A 20,019-nucleotide genomic window follows, 5' to 3' on the forward strand; every position below is an offset into this window, starting at 1 on the left:
CGCCGACGCGGTCACGAGGTCGCCGTACTGCCCCGCGTCGAGCGCCTTCTTGATCGCCGCGATGGTGGGGTTGTGCCGCTCGATGTGGCCGACGGCGAGGACGACGTGGGCGTCCCGCGCCGCGTCGACGATCCCCCGCGCCTCCGGCACCGTGCCGGCGAGGGGCTTCTCGACGAGGACGGCCGTGCCCGACGCGATGACGTCGCGCGCGACCGCTGCGTGCAGGTGGGTCGGGACGCACACGCTCACCGCGTCGAGGTCCTCCTTGAGCAGGGAGCGGTGGTCCGTGAAGTAGCTCATGTTGAACCGGTTCGAGACCGCGCCGCCCGCCTTGACGTCGGGGTCCGCGATCCCGACGACGTCCGCGATCTCGGAGAGAACGCGCGCGTGGTTCTGGCCCATCGCCCCGACGCCGATCACGCCAACGCGCATGGACACGCGCTGCGAATGAGGCGTCGGGATATAAACGCGCGGCGCGGGCCGCTCTGCAGGACGCATCTGATAATGGTTCGGGAACCTTTACGCCGTCGCCGCCGAACGGGCCGGACGATGCGGACGGGCTGGGTCCTCGTCGCGATCGTCTTCCTCGCCCTCGCGCCGGCCGTTACGGCGGATCCCCCGGTGACGCGGCTCGCGGAACGGACGCTCTCGAATCCGGCCGACGACGGCCAGGCGGTCTCTCGGACGAACCTCGATCTCCGCACCGACCCCGGCGCGGTCCGGATCGCAGACCCGTCGATGGAGGGACCCCTCCAGGTCGTCGACATGCCGAATTCACCTTCCGCCGTATCCGACAACACCCTCCTGGCGAGACCGGCCGACCCCAACTTCGGCGGCGGTTCAACGCTGGACGTCGGGTTCTACGGCGCGAACGTCTGGACCCGTTCGATCGTCCAGTTCCCCCTGTCGTCGCTCCCCTCGAACGCAACGGTCCGATCCGCGACGCTGAGCCTTTATTTGGAGGCCGCCGCGACGAACGACGCGATGACGATCGGCGTCTACCGGATCACGAGCCCATGGACGGAATTCGGCTCGTCGTGGGAACTGGAGGACAGCGTGACGCAATGGAACTCCACCGTCAACGGCACCGGCGGAGGGGACTTCGATCCCGCCGCCCTGGACGCCGTTTCGGGCGTGACGGACGTCCTGGGCTGGTACGCGTGGAACGTGACGACGACCGTCGAGGGCTGGTGGTCCGGCATCGTCCCGAATCACGGTCTACTCCTGCGCCAGGTCGACGACGAAGCGAGGGACGTCCTCGGTCAGAAGATGTTCTCCAGCAGCGATTCGACGAATGCGAGCGCACGCCCTCGCCTGACGATCACCTTTACGACTCCCATGGCCGTCGGAGGAGCGTTCGGGCTGCCAATCTGGGTGCCTGTGCTCCCCGTGATCGCCGTCGCGGCCTGGCTCGTGGCCCGTCGGGCCTTCCGCGTGTCGTTTCGACCGACCGAAGCCTTCCTGATCCTGGAGGACGGTCGCCTCGTCGCCCACGCGGCCCTGGCCGAGGGCGCGCTGCGCGACGAGCTGGCGACATCCGGGATGCTCACCCTCGTCGCGCGGTTCGTGAAGGATTCCTTCACCCCAGGATCCGGACGACCGGGGGAGCTCCGGAGCCTCCAGGTCGACGACCGGCACGTGTCGATCGCGAAGGACGCGTCCCTGTATCTCGCCGTCGTCTCGACCGGCGAGGCGCCCCGGAACCTTCCGGAGTCGATGATGGCCTTCCTGGCAGCCGTCCGGGAGATGCACGGATCCACGTTGACGGCGTGGGACGGGTTCCGGGAGAGCGTGGCGGACATCGAGACTCGCCTGCGCAAATTCCTCGACGGCCTCCCGAGGACGGGCCGCCGAGCGCCCAATTCGCTTGCGTGATAATTGGCCCGAAAGGGTATAGGCCCGACCGACCGACCGCCGCGTGCTATGCACTCTGGTGGCCTCGACCGTCCGGACGTCACGTTCAAGGTCTGCCTCGCGGGCGACCCGGGCGTCGGGAAGACGTCCCTCGTCCGGAGGTTCGTCTCGAACACGTTCGACGGACAGTACATCCACACGCTCGGCACGAAGGTATCCTCGAAGATCCTCGCGATCGACGATCCCGGCCAGCCGGGCGTCCCGCTGACCGTGGGCGCGACGGTCTGGGACATCATGGGGGATCCGGGCTTCCGCGAACTCCTGAAGGAAGCGTTCTTCAGCAACCTGGGAGCCTTGCTGCTCGTCGCCGACGGGACCCGGCTCGAGACCGTGTATCTGCTCACGGAATGGTACGAGGCGGTCCGGGGCGTTTGCGGCGAGGTCCCGACGGTCGTCCTGATCAACAAGGCCGACACGGCGGCGTTGCCGCGCCTCGAGGCGGCCGCGACGTACGTGTGCGACCCGATCGGCTGCCGCTGGCTCGTGACGAGCGCGAAGACCGGGGAGAACGTCGAGGAGGCCTTCCGGCTCGTGAGCGAGCTCTACGTCACCCGGGCCCGGGCGACGAAAGGGCGGGTCCATCTCTCCGCGGAACGTCCGCCCGTCTACGTGACGGGGAAAGCCTTCTAGCCCCGCCCCAAGGGTTCGAAGCGTTCATATCGCCCGGCGCCTTCGGCCGCCTCGGAACGTGAGAGTCTGCCGCTCGATCCCGTGTGCGGGAAGACGACCAACGCCCACACCGCGTACTGGATGATCTGGTACCGGGGGACGCCGTACTACTTCTGCTCCGAGGAATGCCAGCTCAAGTTCGATCGGAAGCCGGAACACTTTCGCATCCTGGCGTTGGAGCGGCGCGAGAAGGCCGCCGTCTACTGACCTGCCTCCGGCGCCGCATGCAGGGCTCACTCGAGCGAGCGGAGCGCCTCCGCCGGTGGCATGCGGGCCGCGCGGATTGCCGGGCTCGCGGTCGCGAGGACCGACCCGAGGAACGCGATGCCCCCGAGGAGGAGCAGCCGTTCCCACGGAATCACGAAAATCGCTTGGTCGGCGAAGAATCGGAGGTACAGGTCGTAGGAGAGGGCGACGCCCAAGGCAATCCCCATCGCGATCCCCGTCAGCGCGATGAACGAGAGTTCGAACAAGAACGACTTCAGCACCATCGACTTGCGGAAGCCGAGCGCGCGCAGGGCGCCCGTCTCCTGTCGGCGCTCGACGACGTTCCGCATCGTGATCACGCCGAGCCCCGCGATTCCGACGATCAGTCCGAGCGCCAGATACGCTTCAAGGAGGTTGAACACCCCCGTTGTCGCCTCGAGGATTTGGTTGATGAAATCCCGGATATTCAGCGTGATGAGCCGATGCTCGATGAAATATCGCTCCAAGTCGTGGCCGGCCCGCGTCACATCCACGCCCGGGTTGGCCTCGAGATAGAAGATGCTCGCGGCGTCGAATCCCAGCACCGACGCGACGGTCGGCGACGCGACCCAGAGCCCCTGGGTGAATTGTTCGTACAGGATGCCGATGACCGTCAGGCTCCGAGTGGCCGCGGTCGCGTTCGGACGGAAGTAGAAGACGCTGCCGACCGTCGCCGCCAAGGTCCCGAAGTTCGGACCGAAGTTCTGCGTAACGACGGAGCCATCGATGATCGCGAGGCTGTGGTTCGCCTGTATGGCCGCCCATGCCGAATCGTCGTCCGTGTAATTCGCGTCTCGAGCCTGGAGGGGGAACCGGACAGTCGCTCCCGACGCCACTCCCAGCAGGGAGTAATCATGGAGGGGACCCGCGAGGGCCGCGTCCGTGGAAATCCGCACGCGCGCTTGGGAAAGGGAGAGGGTTCGATCCGCGGTGAAATTCTGCTGCGTCGCTTGGTCCGAATAGTTCGCGAACGCTTGGTCCCAGGTCGGAATCGGGATCAGTGCTGTCGCGAATAGGTCGAATCCACCGCTCTCGCGGGCGCTCGTCGTCGTGATGGACGAACTCACCTCGGCCTGGATGCCCGACATCGTCGCGATGGTGAACATGACGAGGGCGATGCTCGCGAGCGTCGCGCCGGTCCGGAATTTCTTGTTCATCGGATATGCGATTGCGGTCCGGACGACGGGCCGCCACGTGCGGCGGCGGACGAGTCGCGTCGCGACCGCGAGGATCGAGTCGCTGTTGAACATGACGATGAGCAGGCCGCCGAGGACGAGGAGGAGACCTGCGACGATGAAGAGCGTGATATCCGCAGTCGCGACGCTGAAGAATTTCCGCGGGCTCAGGACCCACGCGATGATGAACAAGCCAGCCGCGGTGAACACGCCCCTCGGCGGCAGGACACGCATCGTGACGACCGCCAGGCCGAATGCCAGTCCGACGGGCCCGACGTCTTGCAGGAGCAGGCTCTGGCGCGCGAGTGCCAGGAGGAGCCCGGCAGCTCCGAGCACTGCGAGGACCGATCCGATCGCCACCTGGCCGCGCGTCGAGCGGTGCTGGACGGGCTCCGGAATATCCCGGATCGCCCGGACGATGTTGAGCCTCGAGACCCGCCACGATGCGATGCCGATTGTCGCCATCGTGATCAGGAAACCGATTGCAAATCCGTTGATCAGATCGGAATCGGTCCACGTCAGGATGAACCCCGTTCCGCCGAACGCATTTGCGCCGAAGACCTGGGAGAAGCCCCACAGGATGACGCCGGCGACGAGCAGCCCCGCGAACGTCCCGGCGACCGACGACAAAAGGGCGTACAGGAGGCCCTCCGAGACGAAGCTCTGCACGAGGTTTGTCCGCCGCATTCCGAGGGCGCGGGCGACGCCCATCTCCCCTTTCCGCTCCTCTGCGAGCATGACGAAGATGTTGATGATGAGCAGGACCCCCGCGATGATCGTGAAGAATCCGAGGAGGACGAAGACCTGGCTCAGCTGATCGACGTTCCGGCTCGCGCCGTCGATTGAATCCGCCTTCGCCTTCGCGACAGTGAACGTCGGCACGGCGGGAAGGTGCGGCGTGATCTCCCGCACCACGTCGCCTGACCGCAGGTAGCCTTGTGTGGGCCCGCCGACATTTGCCACGGTGATCGTGTTGATGTCGCCCATCTCGCCGAGCGCGAACTGAACATACGAGAGCAGCACGAAGAGGTTCTCCCCGTCGTTCCACGCGCCGCGCCGCGCGTCGCGGACCACCTCGCTCACCGTCACGTTGAACGTCACAGGCCCGAGGGGGCCGCGGAGACTGACGTTGAGCGTGTCCCCCGCCTTCGCCTCGATCGACGTCGCGAGCTTGCCGTTGATGATCGCCTCGCCCGATGGGAGCCCCGTGCCGTCCCACGAGGTGCCGTCGGCCCGGACGAACGCGCCGAGATCGCGGGCGGGGTCAAAGCCGATGACGGTCACGGTCGGATCGAACAGCAGGGTCGTACGGTCGACGACCGCCGCGCCGAGGTGATACCGCGGGGCTACGCTCGCGATGTCCGGCATCGCCCCCGCGGAGAGGTTCGCCCGGAGGGCATCGTACACCTGGACGGAGAAGGGGAGCCGGGTCCCGTCCGGCGACGCGGCGAAGACGACCTCGTCGACGACGTCGAGGGCCCGGAAGACCGCGCTCCGGACGGTGTAGTCGAACGTGCTCTGGATGACGTACGACGAGGTGATGATCGCGGTCCCGATCAGGAGGCCCGCAACGACGATCGCGACCTGAGTCTTGCGGCGGAAGAAGTTTCCCGCGCCGATCCGCAGGGGGAAGCGCTTCCGCCCCGCCCACCCGACGACGGCGAGGCAGACGGCCCCGACCACGAGGAGGTAGGTGACGGAGGTGTCCAGCGGACCACCTCACGTCGGCGTCGGCCGGAAGGATTTCAGGATCAGGCCGTTCCGCATGACGACGACGCGCTGCGTCTGGTTGCCGACGGCCGCGTCGTGCGTGACGATGATGAACGTGAGCCCTTTTTCGCGGTGCAGGCGCTTCATCAGATCGACGACCTCCCGCGACGTCTCCGAGTCGAGATTCCCCGTCGGCTCATCCGCGAAGACGATGTCCGGCTCGTTCACGAGCGCGCGCGCGATCGCGACCCGCTGCTGCTGCCCCCCGCTCAGCTCCGCGGGCTTCTTCAGAGCGTCCTTGTCGAGGCCGACCGCCGCGAGCGCTTCCCCCGCTCTCCGTCGTGCGGTCCTCGGAGGATCCCCGCGGACGAGGAGCGGTAGCTCGACGTTCTCGACGCAACGCAGGACGGGCAGGAGGTTGTAGTTCTGGAAGATGAAGCCCATCTTCATCGCGCGGAAGTCCGTCTTCGCGTTGTCGCTCAAGGTCGAAAGGCGCTGCGCCGCGATCCACACTTCGCCCGACGTGAAGTCATCGATCCCGGAGAGGCAGTTCAGGAGCGTCGTCTTGCCGCAACCGGACGGCCCCATGACCGCCACCATCTCGCCCCTCCGGACGTCGAGATTCAAGCCGCGGAGCGCGTGGACCTCGACCTCCCCGCTGTCGTACGTCTTCACGAGCTTCCGCGCAATCACGATCCGGTCCTCGGCCCGCGGCGCCGCGGCGGTATCCGCGGTGGCGGCCGGCTGCATCACGGTCTCGGCGGCCAAGGTCCCTCTCCGGACGGCCGTCGGAGGGAGCCGGCGTAGATGAAGGTTTTGCCGGAATCCGCTCACAGGCGGAACGACGCGGCGAGCCGGGTGACGGCCCACAGGCCGAAGCCGGTGAGCCCGACGAGGAATGCGCCGAGGACCACGGCTTGCGCGAAGGATGCGACACCGACGAGCGCGCCGGCCCCGATGACCGCCGCTTGGGCCACGAGGCCCCCGAGGAACCCTCCGATCGAAACGAGGAAGAAGATCCCGAGGGCGGCAAACGAGAACGCGGCCGGCTTCAGCTTGACGCGCGTCATGAGCGCGGTCGCGACGAACGCCGCCGCGATCGGGGAAGCGACCGGGAGCGCCAGCAACTCGAGGGGCAGGGCGACCGCGCGCGTCACCGCGAGGATCGCCAGGAACGCGGCCGTGGTCCCCATGCCGATCGCCGCGAAGCCGATCATGAGGCCGCGGAAGTACGCGCCGGATCCTTTCGCGGACGTCAGAACGATCCACAGGTTGTCCCGCTCGTAGAACGCCCAGTTCATCGCGAGGATCCCGAGCAGGAACGTGAGCGTCTGCGTCACCGTGATCGCGGCGGTGCCGGCCGGGCCGGCGGCGCTGAGCCCCGCGGGCAAGATCGCGATGAGGGCGAACAGGACGACGAAGAGGACGCTCCCGTCCCGCCAGATCCGGATGAGATGGAGGCGCGCCATGAGTCCCGTCTCGGAGCCGCGGTCCGTCCGGAGGCGCACGCGCGTCGTGACGAAGCCCAGCCCCGCGGTCATCCGACGCTGCATCTCCAACCGGGTGACGAGGTCCACCTGCCCGAACCCCGCCGACAGGGTCGGGCGGATGCCGTGAAAGATGTACGTGTTCGAGAGGCCGGCCCACGCGACGCCGATGCCCGCGACGTACGCGACCGCCGTCGCCAAGTCGGCCCACCGCAGAGGTTCCGCCCGGAGGATCGAGACGCCGAGCGACGCGAACGCGGTCGGCGGGATCGGGAGGCCCTCGAACCGCAGCGGGAAGCCGGTCCCCGCGGACTCGATCGCGGCGAGGACCGATAGGACGAGGAATGCGGCCGTCACGACGCGGACCGGGGCGTGCGGGTAGCGCACGCGCAAGACGACGAGGACTTGTGACGTCATGAGGATGAAGAATGCGTAGGTCGCGAGGACGGCGAACAGCGGGATGACTGCGACGACCGGAAGGCCCAGCGACACGACCATCGCGAGCGCCGCGACGCCCGCGGCGAGGCCGCCCGCGGCGAAGAGGGAGACGAATTGGAACACGAGGTCGGCCGCGAGGTATTCGCGGGGCCGCACGCCCGCCGTCATGAAGAAATCGAACTCGGACGCGTGGGCCGTGACGCCCCGGCCGAGGGAGAACAGGAGGCCGAGCGACAGGAGTCCGGCGAGCGGCGTCGACAGGATTCGGATCGACTGCGCGGCGTCCGACGTCCGCAAGGTGGCGCCCATCGTGATCCCGATCGCAACGCTCGACGGGATGAAGATCAGGATCAGGGCGACGTACATGAGCGGACCGAAGCGGCCGCGGAGGGAGGGACCGAGGAAGAACCGCAGCTTGTACGTGAACAGGGCGAGCGAGCGTCCCACGCCTCACGACCTCCGGAACCAGGAGCGGCGCCGCGGCGGCTCGACCGGTGGCATCTGCGCTTCTTCCGTGAGCCGCAGGAAGATCTCCTCGAGGCTCCCCGCCTCCTCGAGGTGGGTTTGCGCCCGGAGCGCGGCCAGGTCGCCCGTTGCCACGTTCCGCCCGTGGTTCACGATCGCCACGCGCTTGCACAGCCGCTCCGCGGTGTCGAGCTGATGCGTCGACACGAGGACCGTGCGGCCCTCCCGCGCCATCGACGCGAGCCGGTCCTTGAGGCGGTGCTGCCCCGCCGGATCGATGCCGATGAGCGGCTCGTCGAGGATGAGCGTGCGCGGCTCATGCAGGATCGCGGCCGCGAACGCGACTTTCGCCTTCATGCCCTTCGACAGCGAGGCGATCGTCTCGTCCGCCTTCGGCGCGAGGTCGAAGAACGCCAAGAGCTCGGACGTCCGCGCGGCGACCCGCTCCTTCGGCAGGTCGCGGATCCGCCCGACGTAGCCGAGGAATTCCGCTGGCGTGAGGTACTCCGGCAGGGTCGGCGCCTCGGGCATGTACCCGATGTCCGCCTTGTAGGCGACCGGGTCCGCGAGGACGTCGTGCCCGTTTACGCGCACCATGCCGGAGTCGGGACGCAGCAATCCGACGAGGATCTTCAGCGTCGTCGTCTTCCCGGCCCCGTTCGGGCCGATCAGGCCGACGATCTCGCCTTCGTAGGCCTGGAGCGAGAGGCCCTGGAGCGCCGCCTGCTTGTCGTACGATTTCCAGAGCTGCTGGACGTCGATCGAGAGCGCCATGCCGATATCGTGATAGAGAGCGCATCCATCCCACTTGAAGGGTCGCACGGGATCCCCGCGCGGCGGATCAGACGAGCTTCTTGCCGAGCATCGCCCGCAGGCGGTCCGCCTTCGCCTTCATCCCCTCGCGGTCGTAGAACACGACGGCCTCGGCGAGGTCTTCCCGCCAGCGGTCCTCATCGTGGATCGCCCGGCGGAGCTGGGCTTGCGCCTCCCACGCGGCCGCGACGCCGGCCCAGTCCTCCGCGGCCCCGAGGACGTCTTGCGCCTTCGTGAACGTCACGAACGCGAGGTCGAGCCGGCCTGTCATGCCGTAGACGGACGCGAGGTTCAGGAACGCCCATCCACGGCCCTGGAGGGACGCCCGGTCGTCCTCCCGATGAAATCGGTCGAGCGCGTCCAGGAGGAACGCCTCCGCCCGCTTGGGGTCGTCGCGGTTCGCCGCGAAGACGCCCGCGGCGAGGAGGGCCTGGGCGAGCACCTCGGGTTCTCTTGCGGCCTTCGCGGCATCGAGCGCCGTATCCAGCGCGGCCCGGGCCTCGTCCCACCGTCGCAGCTCCATGAGCGCGTTGCCTTGCCGCAGGAGCGCGATCGCCCGCATGCCCCGCGCCTCCCGACCCGACCCGCCGAGTTCCGCGACGAGGCTCGCGTACGCGGCGGCGGCCTGCTCCCACCGGAGTGCCCTCTCGAGCTCCGCGCCTTCGTGCAGGATCCGAGCGAGTTGCGCGGCCTCGATGGGGGTTCACCTCAGCGCTTCGGGCCCTCGAGGTCCGAGCGCATCCGAAGGTAATCGTCGCGCGTGATTTCCCCCTTTGCGTAGCGAGCGTCGAGGATCGCCTGCGCAGGCAGCGGGGTCCGAGCGGCGCCCGCGGACGGCGGCGTCATCCAGACCGCCTTGGCCGCGAAGACGAGCGCGACCGCCGCGAACGCGATGCCCACGACGCCTCGGAGGGTCCATCCGTCCGCCGAGGAGAGGCGCGGCCGCAGGAACTCGAACCACCACCCGTTCCCCGATGCGAGGGTCGCGAGGATCCCGAGCGCGGCCGCCAAGACGATCCAGAACGCCGGATCCGAACGAAGGTGGGGCGCGGACGTCGCCATGGGTCGCTCGACGGCCCCGGGTTATTTGAACCTACGCGGTGCCGATGCCGGTCGGGCTCAAGCCTCCCGGGCGAGCCCTTCGACTGCCTCCATGATCCGATCGAGATCCCCCGGGCCCACGCCGGGATGGACCGGAAGCTCGAAGAGGCGCGGGATGACGTCCTCCGCGACGGGGGTGCGCCCGCGGATCTTGAGGTCCTGCAGCGCTTTCTGCTCGTAGAGGGGCATGGGATACGACGGCCGGCATCCGATGCCGGCTTCGGTCAGGGTCAGCACGATGTCGTCCCGGGAGATCGGAAACGAGTCCTCTCGCCGGACGACGTACTGGTAGTACGCGTGGACCATCCCGCTGCCCTCTACGGGCGCGGTGAGTCCGTCGAGGCCCTCGAGCCCCTTGGTCAGGGCGCGGGCGTTCGCCCGACGCTGCTTGACCCAGCCCTCGAGCTTGCGCAACTGAACGAGGCCGATCGCCGCGGCGATCTCCGTCATCCGGTAGTTGAAGCCGACGAGCACGTGTTCGTACTTCGACGCCTGCCCTTGGTCCCTCAGGAGGCGGGCCTTCGCCGCGATGGCGTCGTCGTCCGTGACGATCATGCCGCCCTCGCCGGTTGTCATGTTCTTCGTCGGGTAGAAGGAGAAGCAGGCCGTGTCGCCGAGGTTGCCCGCCTTGCGGCCGTGGTACTCGGCGCCGTGCGCCTGGGCCGCGTCCTCGATCACCGGGACGCCTCGGTCCTTCGCCGCCGCGACGATCGGGTCCATCTCCGCCGTCTGGCCGTACAGGTGGACGGGCACGACCGCCGCGGTCCGACGGGTGAAGGCGGCCGCGACCTTCGAGGGGTCGAGGTTGTACGACGCTCTCTCGACGTCGACGAAGGCGGGCTTCGCGCCGCACAAGACGACGGTCGAGGCGGTCGCGAAGAACGTGAGCGGCGGGATCACGACCTCGCGTCCCCGGCCGATGCCGTGGGCGAGGAGGGCGATATGGAGAGCTGCGGTGCCGCTCGCCAGGGCGATCCCGTGCCTCCGGCCGACGTCCCGGGCGAACGCGTCCTCGAACGCCTTCACCTTCTCGCCCTGGGCGAGCATTCCGGACGCCAGGACATCCTTGACCGCGGCGAGTTCGTCCTCCCCGAGGATCGGGCGGGCGATCGGGATCATCGGAGCCGCGAATCGCGTCCGTCGTATGAAGGTTCGCTGCTCACTTCCGAGGGCGGGAACGGGCCTTCCTCGGCCGTGTCTTCAGTTTGGGGAACGACTTGCCGTCGTGGGCGCAGCGCATATTCCGGTCGAGCGGCCGACCGCACTCGCAGACCCAGCCGACGATCTTGGCGGGGACGCCCGCGACGAGGGCGTGCGGCGGGACGTCTTTGGTGACGACCGCGCCGGCGGCCACCATCGCGTTCCGGCCGATCGTGATGCCGCATAGAATCGTCGCATTCGCGCCGATCGAAGCGCCGTCCTCGACGCTGGTCGGCACGACCTGCCAGTCCGGGCTCACGGCCCTTGGGTACGGGTCGTTCGTGAAGCACGCATGGGGGCCGACGAAGACGCGATTGCCAATTCGGACTCCACGGTAGATTGTGGCGAAGTTCTGGATTTTGCAAGCGGTCCCGATCGAGACGTCGACATCGAGATAAACGTCCTTCCCGATGCTGCATCCACGACCGACCGAAGCTCCTTCCCGAACCTGCGCCCAGTGCCAGATAGACGTCCCGTCCCCGATTGAAGCGGACGATGCGACCTCTGCGGTCGGATGGATCCGCGTCACCATGGGAGCTGAGCCCTCATCCGCGTGCTGATATGAAAACTTCCGTCCGCGCGAGTACACTTCCTGAGCCTGCCAGTATCGCCTCCGAGAACCACGGCTGAGGCTTGAAATAGGCTCTTGACACGCTCCCGCTTTGTGGGCGCGATAGGGCCTAGCTCAAGCAGCGGACAGCATGCTCTGGCCCTGCCTTTAACAGACCTCTCTGACGGAATCGGCTCGCTGGTCGCACTCGTCCTCTCGTTTGGACTCGTCGTCGTCTTGATGCCGCCGCTGATCCGCAAGATGCGCGCGGGTGGGATGGTCGGTCAGGACGTGAACAAGGCGAGCAAGACGAACGTCGCCGAGCTCGGTGGGATCGCCGCGCTCTTTGCGTTCTCAGTCTCCCTCAGCGTCGTCGTAGGGATGCAGAAACTGATCGGTAACGTGGCCGAACCGCCCTTTCTGGCTGCGATTAGCGTGTTCTTCATGGCGTCGATGATCGGGCTGATTGACGACATCTCCGGCATCAAGCAAAGGTTGAAAGCCGTCGTCGTCGGGTTCGCCGCGCTTCCACTCCTGCTCGTTCACTTGGGTCCGGAGGTAATCGACCTTCCGTTCGGGTACTCGATCGCCTTCGCTCCGGGTCTCTACTTGCTTTACTGGCTCGTCTTCGTGCCGATTGGCGTGACTGGGGTGGCGAACGCGATGAACATGTCTGCAGGCTACAACGGTCTGGAGAGTGGGCAGATTGCGATTGTGTCCGGCAGCCTGCTCGCCTTAGGAACTCTCCGGCAGAGCGCGGACTTTGCGACCCTCATCTTCGCGGCCCTGCTCGGCTGCTCCCTCGGGCTATACGTTTTCAACCGATTCCCCGCACATGTGTTCATCGGGGACATCGGGACACTGGGCCTTGGTGCGGCATTCGCCGCCGGCGCTATCCTAGGCCATTTGGAATTCTACGGCTTGATCGCAATCGCGCCTGCGTTCTACGAAGCCGGAGCGACCCTGTACTTTGGACTCGCAGGCCGAAACGATGAAAGGAAGCAGGCATGTCGAAATCCCATCCTCGACCCTTCTGGCAGATTGTCGCCACCGAGAGGCGCAGGACGCTATACGTTGGCCTACCTCATGCTCTCGCATCATCCCATGACCGAGCGGAATCTCGTCCGAACACTCTTGGCTCTCTACCTTATCAGTGGAATCCTTGCGATCGGGCTGGGTGTGAATTGATGCAATCGCAGGAATTTTCCAAGGGGGTTGCCGGGACTATTCGACGGGTTGCTTTCGTTCCCGCCCGATATGGGCTTCGTCCTGACCGGATTGTGAGACGGCTTCGACGAATGATTTCGCTTGCAGATCGGTGGGGATTGGATGCCACCATCCCCGTGACTGCGTCCGCTCTTGACCGGCACCCGGGAATCGTGACCTCCCTCAGCGGAGTGGACTTGGCGATTCACGGCTACAATCACGTGTCCTACGCCGACTTGACGATCGAAGAGCAGAATGCGGATATTGCAGGAGCGAAGGCGGCCTTCATACGGCACGGAGTCCAGACGACCGGGTTCCGAGCTCCGTATCTGAGGCTTCATCCAGCGACGTACGCAATTCTGAGATCGAACGGCTTTGTCTATGACTCCAGTCTGCCTGACCTGTTCTTGCCAGAAAGCGACCCCGCTTATCAGTCCGTGTCCAGCCTTTCGGGGATGCGATATGCGAATTTCCGCTCCCTGACACGTCGAGCCGACGCGGCAACAGCGTCTCTGATCGAGTTCCCGGTGGCACTCCCCGATGACGAAATCCTTGTTGACGGGCTCGGCATCCGCAGATCTTCTACGCTTTCAAGAATCCTCGGGACGATGGTCGAGCATGCGGCGAGATCTGGCCGCCATCTGGTCCTTCAGATTCATCCTGAGCGGTTCGACTTTTTCTCGGATGCCCTGAATCTCGTCCTACAAAAAGCGTCCGATGACGGCGCGTGGAAGGCGTCGCTCGCCCAAGCCTCAGCTTGGGCTATTTCACGAGGAGGCCAACCGGGGAACTGGCCAAATGGCAGTCCGTACGCGCTCTCACTGACCGGCGACCTCGATGCAGTATCTCTCGCAGATTTCGTCGCCAGGGTGTGGGTGGACTGATTCATGGAGGTCTTGAGCGATGTTCCAGACCCGGCCTGGAACCGATTTCTTGATGCCAATCCAGAGTCGAGCATATTCCAGAGTCCCCGGTTGAGATCGGTCTTTCGGAAAACAACTGGGTATCGCCCGTTCGTGTTCGCCGTTGAATCGGGAGGTGAGATTGCAGCGCTAGTCTCGGGAGCAATCGTCTCGTTCTCCCGGCAGGTGCTTGCTCGGCTATCCTCAAGAGTTGTAATCGTCGGTGGGCCTATCGGTCAACACGATCTGTTTCCGGCGGTACTGAATGCCGTCGACGAGCTCGCGAGAAATTCAGCCGTTTTCTCACAGATACGGAACCTCAAGGCGCCTGAGGACCGCGCTGCCTTCGAATCGGTCGGATATGAGTGGGAGGACCACCTGAATTTTGTTGTTGACTTCGACCAAACACTCGACAAGCTATGGCGTGGAATGTCGAAGGCACGCCGAAGGGCCATCGAGAGAGCGGACAACCTCGGTCTCGAGATGGTTGAGCTCGGCCCGCAAGATCTCGGCTCTTGTTACGAGCTCCTCAAAGCGACCTACTCTCGAGCGAAGGTTCCACTGGCTGATCGGAGCCTCTTTTCGAGTGCTTTCGATCTGCTCTTGGATTCCGGACACTTGTGGGCGTGCGGCGCGCGTTCGTCGGATTCGCTTTGCGCCGTGCGGTTGGTTCTTCGATGGAAGCGATCGTTGTTTGACTGGTATGCGGGGTCTTCCGAGCTTGGCAGATCGATGCACGCAGATGAATGGCTTATCTGGCAGCTCCTCCAGAAAGGTATCCATTGCGAGTGTGCAACCTTCGACTTCGGAGGAGCCGGCGCACCAGGCGCCGATTATGGCCCAGGGGAGTTCAAGAGACGGTTCGGGGGTCGAAAGATCGAACCCGGTAGGTTCGTGAAGACCTATCACCCATGGACTCGACGAGTTGCAACTTCAATCTACGAACTCTGGAGATTCCTGTCTTGAGCCAACTGAAGCCAATGCAGCCAGGTGCTCGGGTCGTCGAAGTGGGCGACGGCATCGACGGGTGCGCGGCCTCGGGTCCGCGTCCGGATGCGTGGACAGAATACATTGACGCGAGGCTGGTATGGGAACCTCTTGCCGAGCTTCTTCTGGAGCGTCCGAGGTGCGTTCTCGACTTGGGATGCGGGGATGGACACGTCGCACGGGAACTTTCTAGACGGGGATTCTGGGCCATCGGGGTCGATATTCAAAGGGCGGTCGGTCCCCAGGTGGTTTCGAGGGTGGAGAGCTTGCCATTCCGGAACGAGACCTTCGACCTTGTCCTCCTAGTACTCGTGCTCATGCATGTGCCTCGGGCAGAATTTACCATGCGCGAGATCAGGAGAGTAATGAAGCGGGGGGCCACGCTGTTGATTGCGGTCGGAAACCGGCAGAGTTTCACAGGTCTGGCTGTTCGCGAGGGCAGTCCACGTTTCCTGAACGAGCGCATCCCATACCACTACTACCGCTCCTACAATAGACGCCAATTGAAGGAACTCCTCGTCTGCTCCGGATTCAAGGTTAAAAGCATTCGCTGCGTCACATTTGTCCCTCGATTCGTTGCCAACTCGCATCCGAAGTTCCTTCGGAGAGTTCTCACAGTTGCCGTCTTTGCGGAGAGAATGCTTGCGGCCGTTCCGCTGATCCGGTGGTGCGGCGTTCGCCTCCTTGCGCTCGGAGAGGCGGAATAGAGTTGAGCTTATCCGTGGAACCCATCACTGACCAATCGAAGGTCCCTTGGGAACCTTTGGCAGGACGGAGGTTCTTTCAGAATCCAGATTTGGGAGACATCTACAGTAGAGAGACCCGTCACGATGTCCTTCGGTTCTCAAGAGTGGATGACGGGGAGCTCAAAGGCTACGCGCAAGTTGTGCTGTTCCGCGAAGGGCCCCCGCTCCTCAGAGCATTGGCTTCTCACGGTACCATTCGCCACGGTCCGGTAATGAGGCCTGATTCTTCGTCCTCAGACTGGGCATCGTTTCTCATGCAAATTATCAAAGAGACGCGCGACACCATGACATATCTTCGGATTTACCCGGGTAGAATGGCCATTCCAGAGCAGGCGGCTGCCGGGGCGGGTTTCCAACGCACTCCGTGGCTGGATTTCTTCGTCGATATCGAGAGACCCGAAAGGTCCATTCTTGCTGGAATGAGCAAGGATCGTCGGTACGGGATTCGAAAGGGGACGGAGCGGGGAGTCTCGGTGTGGACTGCGGAGAACCGCGAGGACGTTGAACAGGCCTATCAACTCTTGCTCCAGACCCACAAACGAGCACGTTTTCCTCTCGAACCCGTTCGTTTCTTCTCAGAGATATTCCGTAATTTCGCACGAGACAGATTTTGCATCCTCACCGCCAAGCACAAAGACAGGCCTCTCGCGACCTGTGTGGTTGCAGTCGACGGTCGTTCTGGTGTGAACTGGTACGCGGGATCTTCATCGGATCCCTCGGCAAGCCGATTCTACCCCAACGACGTCGTGATTTGGGAAGCGATTCGATGGAGCCGTGCCCACGGGCTCTCTTTCTTCGAGATGGGAGGCGGAGGGCCCCCAGGAGACGCAAGAGGTTTTGTTTCGTTCAAGAAGCAGTTCGGCGGGGCGACCGTCGATGTGGGCCGTTATACTTTCGTCCCGAAGCCGTGGAAGTTCGGGTTGGCTTCTCGAGGTTTCGGCCTATTCCGCATGATCCGGCGGCTGAGTCGATGACCCATACCTCAGGACGGCCTGGCCTGAGGCCAAGGCTTTGGGTTGACTTTTCCACGCGCGATATGCTGGCTTGTTTGCACGGTGACAACCGTGTCCGATCGGAGGACGGCCTACCAATCCAACGGGGAGCAGGCCTTCTTCTGAATAGTGGTCGGGCAGGCCTCCACGTTTTGCTCAAGAGCCTTTCTCTTCCCGCGGGCAGCAAAGTCGGGGTCCCGCTATTTGTGTGCGAGGCTGTCTTTGAGGCAGTCGTTCACGCTGGATGCCAGCCGGTGTTTCTCGATGTCGATCCGGAGACAATGATTCTTCCCGCTTCTCAACTCGATCGGCAAGACGCCGTCGCCGCTGTGGTCGCAGTGCACTTGTTCGGCAACCCTGTTGATGTCCATACATTGTCCGACGGGCGATCCATTCCTGTCATTGAGGACTGCGCTCACGCATTGTTCAGCACGATGCATGGGCGACGAGTAGGGACTCAGGGGATTGGGGCGATTTATTCGTTCGGCCTCGGGAAACCCGTTTCCATCGGCCGCCTCGGAGCTGCTATTGCTGCTGGGAAGAAGGAGGCGGAGTCCCTCGAGCGGGTTGCGGGCGGAATCCCACCTGAGACTTGGGGCGAACGTGCCTCCCGTGGGATTCAGTCAAGTGCCATCTCGGCGATGTACAGGAAACCATGGTACGGCATGTTTGCCTATGAACTCGGCCGAACGTTCGAACGGGCCCTTGACCCGATGGCACACAACGTTCGCGAATACGCGACCGCTGACGTCCAGTTGTTGGCTCTCGTCATCTCCAAGCTCTCGTCCTATAAGTCTCGAGTTCCGTTCCAACAAGACGCATGGAAGGTCCTCACGGACGCGGCGATTGATGGATCGGGCAATGAAATTAGACCACAGCTGACCGAACCGGGGGGCACATCTGATCAGTGGGTCCTCGCATTGAACTGTGGTTCCAGAGCTCGTCGCGACTTTTTGGCGCGGGCGCTGCTCAGATTTGAGATCGACTCAATCGAGATGTATGACGGAGTCCCGGAATCTGCGTCGCGTCGTTTCGGATACAGGGGTGGCGCGCCTGTCGCTGAGCACCTATCCAAGACAGTGCTTGCAATACCGGTTCTTACCGGTAACAACGCCGATTCGGTCGAGCGAGTTGCGGGCCAGTTGTTCGATGCTGTACGGACTGTGGTCCGATGAGAGTGTCGATCGAGGTGGGTCATCCAGCTCATGTGCACTACTGGAGGCCAGTCTACAGGGCGCTACTCGCCGAAGGGCATGACGTTGTCTTGTTCGCCCGCGGGAAAGAAACCACGTTCGCCCTCTTGCGGGCCTTGCAGATTCCATTCATCCCAGTCGGGCGTAACTTCCCCACGATCGCAGGCAAAGCTGTCGGAATGGCCTACAATACATTGGATGTACTTCGCGAGTCCAGACGACTACATATACAGCTCATGCTCAGTGGCGGCATGCCATACAGCGCTCAAGCCAGCGCGATTCTCGGCGTTCCGCATCTGGCGATAATCGATACTGAGAACGCCACGTTGACCCTTGGTGTCACCATCCCGTTCACGGATGTAGTTTGCACTCCGGCCTGTTTCCGGAAGTCATTCAAGAATGCAATCCACGTCAGATTTGATGGTTACGTAGAGTCGATGTATCTGCGGCCGGAATACTTCACCCTTTCAACCGGGATACGGGAGCAGCTGGGCCTGCTACCTGGCCAGCCATTTTCCGTGGTACGGTTTTCTTCTTGGGATTCAAGCCATGATTTGGTTCGAGTTCGAACAGGCCTCGAATCGAGTGCCGGGAAGGACCTTCTAATTCGGAGCTTGGCGAGACACGGCCCAGTTTTTGCGAGCAGTGAAGTCCCCCTTCCGTCGTCGCTTCTCAAACTCGTCCGTCAAGTCCCATTGAATGATGTTCATTCCCTGCTTCACTACGCATCAGTGTATTGTGGCGAAGGGGCCAAGATGGCTGCAGAAGCCGGCCTACTAGGTACTCCATGGCTCTATGTTTCTCCGATCGGCCGAAGCTACCTCGACGAACAAGAGAACAGATTTGCACTCGGCAGGTCCACCTCCACCCTTGAAGACGCAATTAGCCAGGCGGAAGCTTGGCTGAGCGACCCGAACCTGAAGGAAAAGTGGCTCGGACGCAGAAGGCAGCTTCTTGACGCAACCAGCGACGTGACACAGTTCGTCCTGCAACAAATCCACAGTCTCATGGGGGTCCTTCACTGAGTGCTGTGAAGGCAGGGCTAAGTGAGGCGGAAGGCGACCGGTCCGATTTGAAGATAGCTTATGTCGTATCGATGACCAACGGGCTACACAGCTTCGTCTACCGAGAAATCCGCGAGCTCCGTTCACACGGAGTGCTAGTTGTGATGTTTCCGACGAGGGTTGGAACGGGGCCCTACATGCCTGCTAAGGATTGGCCTGTCTATCGGCCAACTTTGGTTCGCGTGATCGGCGCTCATTTGCGATGGGTTACAGCCGATTCTCGTCCTTACTTGAAAGCACTTTTCGAAGCCACCCGAATGAACTCGGTGATTGACTTCATCTTGGCCGTCTCCTTCGCCGAGACAATATTGAAGTGTGGGCTCAAGCAGATACACAGCCACTTCGGTGATCACAAGTTATTTATCGCCTACTTTTGCGGCCTTCTAACCGGGCTCCCGGTCTCTGCTACAATTCACGCGTACGAGCTCTACGACAACCCGAACCCGCGCATGTTTAAACATGCGCTTTCGAAAATCGACGCCATCGTGACGATTGCAGAGCATAATCGCTCCGTGCTGACCGACACGTGGGGAGCCCCGGCGGAGAAAATTTCGGTTGTTCCAATGTTCGCCGACATCCCCCCAGACCCGCAACACGAGCCTAACGGTCAAGGGAAAGTGATTATTCTTACTGTTGCTCGGCTCGTAGAGAAAAAAGGCCACTCGACCCTCCTGCGGGCAATTTCTCGCCTGCCAAAGAACTACGAAGCGTGGCTAGTCGGGTCAGGACCATTGAACATCGAAGCCTTGGCAATCCGGCTTGGCGTCGCAGACCGCGTGAGAATTCTTGGCCGAGTCAGTAATGCAGAACTGGACCAACTTTACAGACGCGCTGATATCTTCTGTCTTGCATCCGAGACCGCAGGGACCGGCGATCGTGAGGGGATCCCCGTTGCCCTGATGGAAGCGATGGCGCATGCGCTTCCGGTTGTCGCGACCAAGCACGCCGGCATCCCCGAGCTCGTTGAAGAGATACTAGTATCGGAACGCGATCCCGATCAGCTTTCTGAAGCGCTCTGGAGACTCGGCGCGGACGCAGCACTCCGCAGCAAATCGGGTCAGCGAAACTACCGAATTGTGCAAAACCGATTCTCGCGGGATAACGTTCTTCTACTAAAATCAATCTTCGAGAGTCTCGTGCGATGATCCTAAGAAAACGAAC

20 protein-coding genes are annotated in these 20,019 nt (G+C 63.5%); 11 read left to right on the plus strand and 9 right to left on the minus strand.

All coding sequences use genetic code 11. The features are described 5' to 3' along the window. The coding region (locus VF992_10415) for a Gfo/Idh/MocA family oxidoreductase (GenBank protein ID HEX9341561.1) at positions 1-432 on the minus strand (432 nt) is incomplete at its 3' end. A 117-nt stretch (positions 433-549) separates the two neighbouring features. On the opposite strand from VF992_10415, the gene VF992_10420 reads away from it, so the two are divergent. From VF992_10420 to VF992_10430, 3 genes are all read left to right on the plus strand, one after another. After that, positions 550-1,875, plus strand: a complete 1,326-nt coding sequence (locus VF992_10420; protein HEX9341562.1) for a DNRLRE domain-containing protein — start codon at positions 550-552, stop codon at positions 1,873-1,875. A gap of 48 nt (positions 1,876-1,923) precedes the next feature. Further along, positions 1,924-2,544, plus strand: a complete 621-nt coding sequence (locus tag VF992_10425) for a Rab family GTPase (protein ID HEX9341563.1) — start codon at positions 1,924-1,926, stop codon at positions 2,542-2,544. An 81-nt stretch (positions 2,545-2,625) separates the two neighbouring features. After that, positions 2,626-2,790: a YHS domain-containing protein gene (locus VF992_10430; GenBank protein HEX9341564.1), complete on the plus strand. Its 165-nt coding sequence runs from the start codon at positions 2,626-2,628 to the stop codon at positions 2,788-2,790. 26 nt (positions 2,791-2,816) lie between these two features. Here the strand turns inward: VF992_10430 and VF992_10435 are convergent, their stop codons facing one another. The 8 genes from VF992_10435 to VF992_10470 all read right to left on the minus strand — a co-directional run bounded on the left by VF992_10435 (position 2,817) and on the right by VF992_10470 (position 11,750). Then, entirely contained in the window at positions 2,817-5,687 is a 2,871-nt protein-coding gene (locus tag VF992_10435) for an FtsX-like permease family protein (protein HEX9341565.1), read from the minus strand. 36 nt (positions 5,688-5,723) lie between these two features. Next, positions 5,724-6,482 (minus strand): ABC transporter ATP-binding protein, encoded by a 759-nt coding sequence (locus VF992_10440; protein ID HEX9341566.1) that lies wholly within the window; start codon positions 6,480-6,482, stop codon positions 5,724-5,726. Positions 6,483-6,544: 62 nt separating this feature from the next. Further along, positions 6,545-8,086 (minus strand): hypothetical protein, encoded by a 1,542-nt coding sequence (locus VF992_10445; protein HEX9341567.1) that lies wholly within the window; start codon positions 8,084-8,086, stop codon positions 6,545-6,547. A 3-nt stretch (positions 8,087-8,089) separates the two neighbouring features. Then, positions 8,090-8,878, minus strand: coding sequence for an ABC transporter ATP-binding protein (locus tag VF992_10450; protein ID HEX9341568.1), 789 nt, complete (start codon positions 8,876-8,878; stop codon positions 8,090-8,092). Positions 8,879-8,945: 67 nt separating this feature from the next. After that, positions 8,946-9,479 carry a hypothetical protein gene (locus tag VF992_10455; GenBank protein HEX9341569.1) on the minus strand — a complete coding sequence of 178 codons (534 nt, stop codon included), beginning with the start codon at positions 9,477-9,479 and terminating at the stop codon, positions 8,946-8,948. 146 nt (positions 9,480-9,625) lie between these two features. Next, positions 9,626-9,979, minus strand: coding sequence for an SHOCT domain-containing protein (locus VF992_10460; GenBank protein ID HEX9341570.1), 354 nt, complete (start codon positions 9,977-9,979; stop codon positions 9,626-9,628). Between the two features lie 57 nt (positions 9,980-10,036). Then, positions 10,037-11,137 (minus strand): DegT/DnrJ/EryC1/StrS aminotransferase family protein, encoded by a 1,101-nt coding sequence (locus VF992_10465; protein HEX9341571.1) that lies wholly within the window; start codon positions 11,135-11,137, stop codon positions 10,037-10,039. Positions 11,138-11,177: 40 nt separating this feature from the next. Then, a complete protein-coding gene (locus VF992_10470; protein HEX9341572.1) occupies positions 11,178-11,750 on the minus strand; it encodes an acyltransferase in 573 nt (190 codons plus the stop codon). Positions 11,751-11,882: 132 nt separating this feature from the next. Here VF992_10470 and VF992_10475 point away from each other — a divergent pair, with 132 nt between their 5' ends. The 8 genes from VF992_10475 (at position 11,883) to VF992_10510 (ending at position 20,003) form a co-directional block, all read left to right on the plus strand. Then, positions 11,883-12,956: a hypothetical protein gene (locus VF992_10475; protein HEX9341573.1), complete on the plus strand. Its 1,074-nt coding sequence runs from the start codon at positions 11,883-11,885 to the stop codon at positions 12,954-12,956. A gap of 110 nt (positions 12,957-13,066) precedes the next feature. Continuing rightward, a complete protein-coding gene (locus tag VF992_10480) occupies positions 13,067-13,858 on the plus strand; it encodes a polysaccharide deacetylase family protein (protein HEX9341574.1) in 792 nt (263 codons plus the stop codon). A 3-nt stretch (positions 13,859-13,861) separates the two neighbouring features. Continuing rightward, complete coding sequence (locus VF992_10485) at positions 13,862-14,842, plus strand: GNAT family N-acetyltransferase (protein ID HEX9341575.1); 981 nt, start codon at positions 13,862-13,864, stop codon at positions 14,840-14,842. After that, entirely contained in the window at positions 14,839-15,570 is a 732-nt protein-coding gene (locus VF992_10490; GenBank protein HEX9341576.1) for a class I SAM-dependent methyltransferase, read from the plus strand. Before VF992_10485 ends, VF992_10490 begins: the two co-directional genes overlap by 4 nt. A gap of 353 nt (positions 15,571-15,923) precedes the next feature. After that, positions 15,924-16,583, plus strand: a complete 660-nt coding sequence (locus VF992_10495; GenBank protein ID HEX9341577.1) for a GNAT family N-acetyltransferase — start codon at positions 15,924-15,926, stop codon at positions 16,581-16,583. Positions 16,584-16,645: 62 nt separating this feature from the next. Beyond that, positions 16,646-17,776: a DegT/DnrJ/EryC1/StrS family aminotransferase gene (locus VF992_10500; protein ID HEX9341578.1), complete on the plus strand. Its 1,131-nt coding sequence runs from the start codon at positions 16,646-16,648 to the stop codon at positions 17,774-17,776. A gap of 2 nt (positions 17,777-17,778) precedes the next feature. After that, complete coding sequence (locus VF992_10505; protein HEX9341579.1) at positions 17,779-18,819, plus strand: hypothetical protein; 1,041 nt, start codon at positions 17,779-17,781, stop codon at positions 18,817-18,819. 71 nt (positions 18,820-18,890) lie between these two features. Then, the gene (locus tag VF992_10510) at positions 18,891-20,003 is read left to right on the plus strand and encodes a glycosyltransferase family 4 protein (GenBank protein HEX9341580.1); all 1,113 of its coding nucleotides are present in this window, start codon (positions 18,891-18,893) and stop codon (positions 20,001-20,003) included. Positions 20,004-20,019 lie beyond the last annotated feature (16 nt).

The sequence above is a fragment of the Thermoplasmata archaeon genome (assembly GCA_036395115.1).
Taxonomy (GTDB): Archaea; Thermoplasmatota; Thermoplasmata; order RBG-16-68-12; family RBG-16-68-12; genus RBG-16-68-12.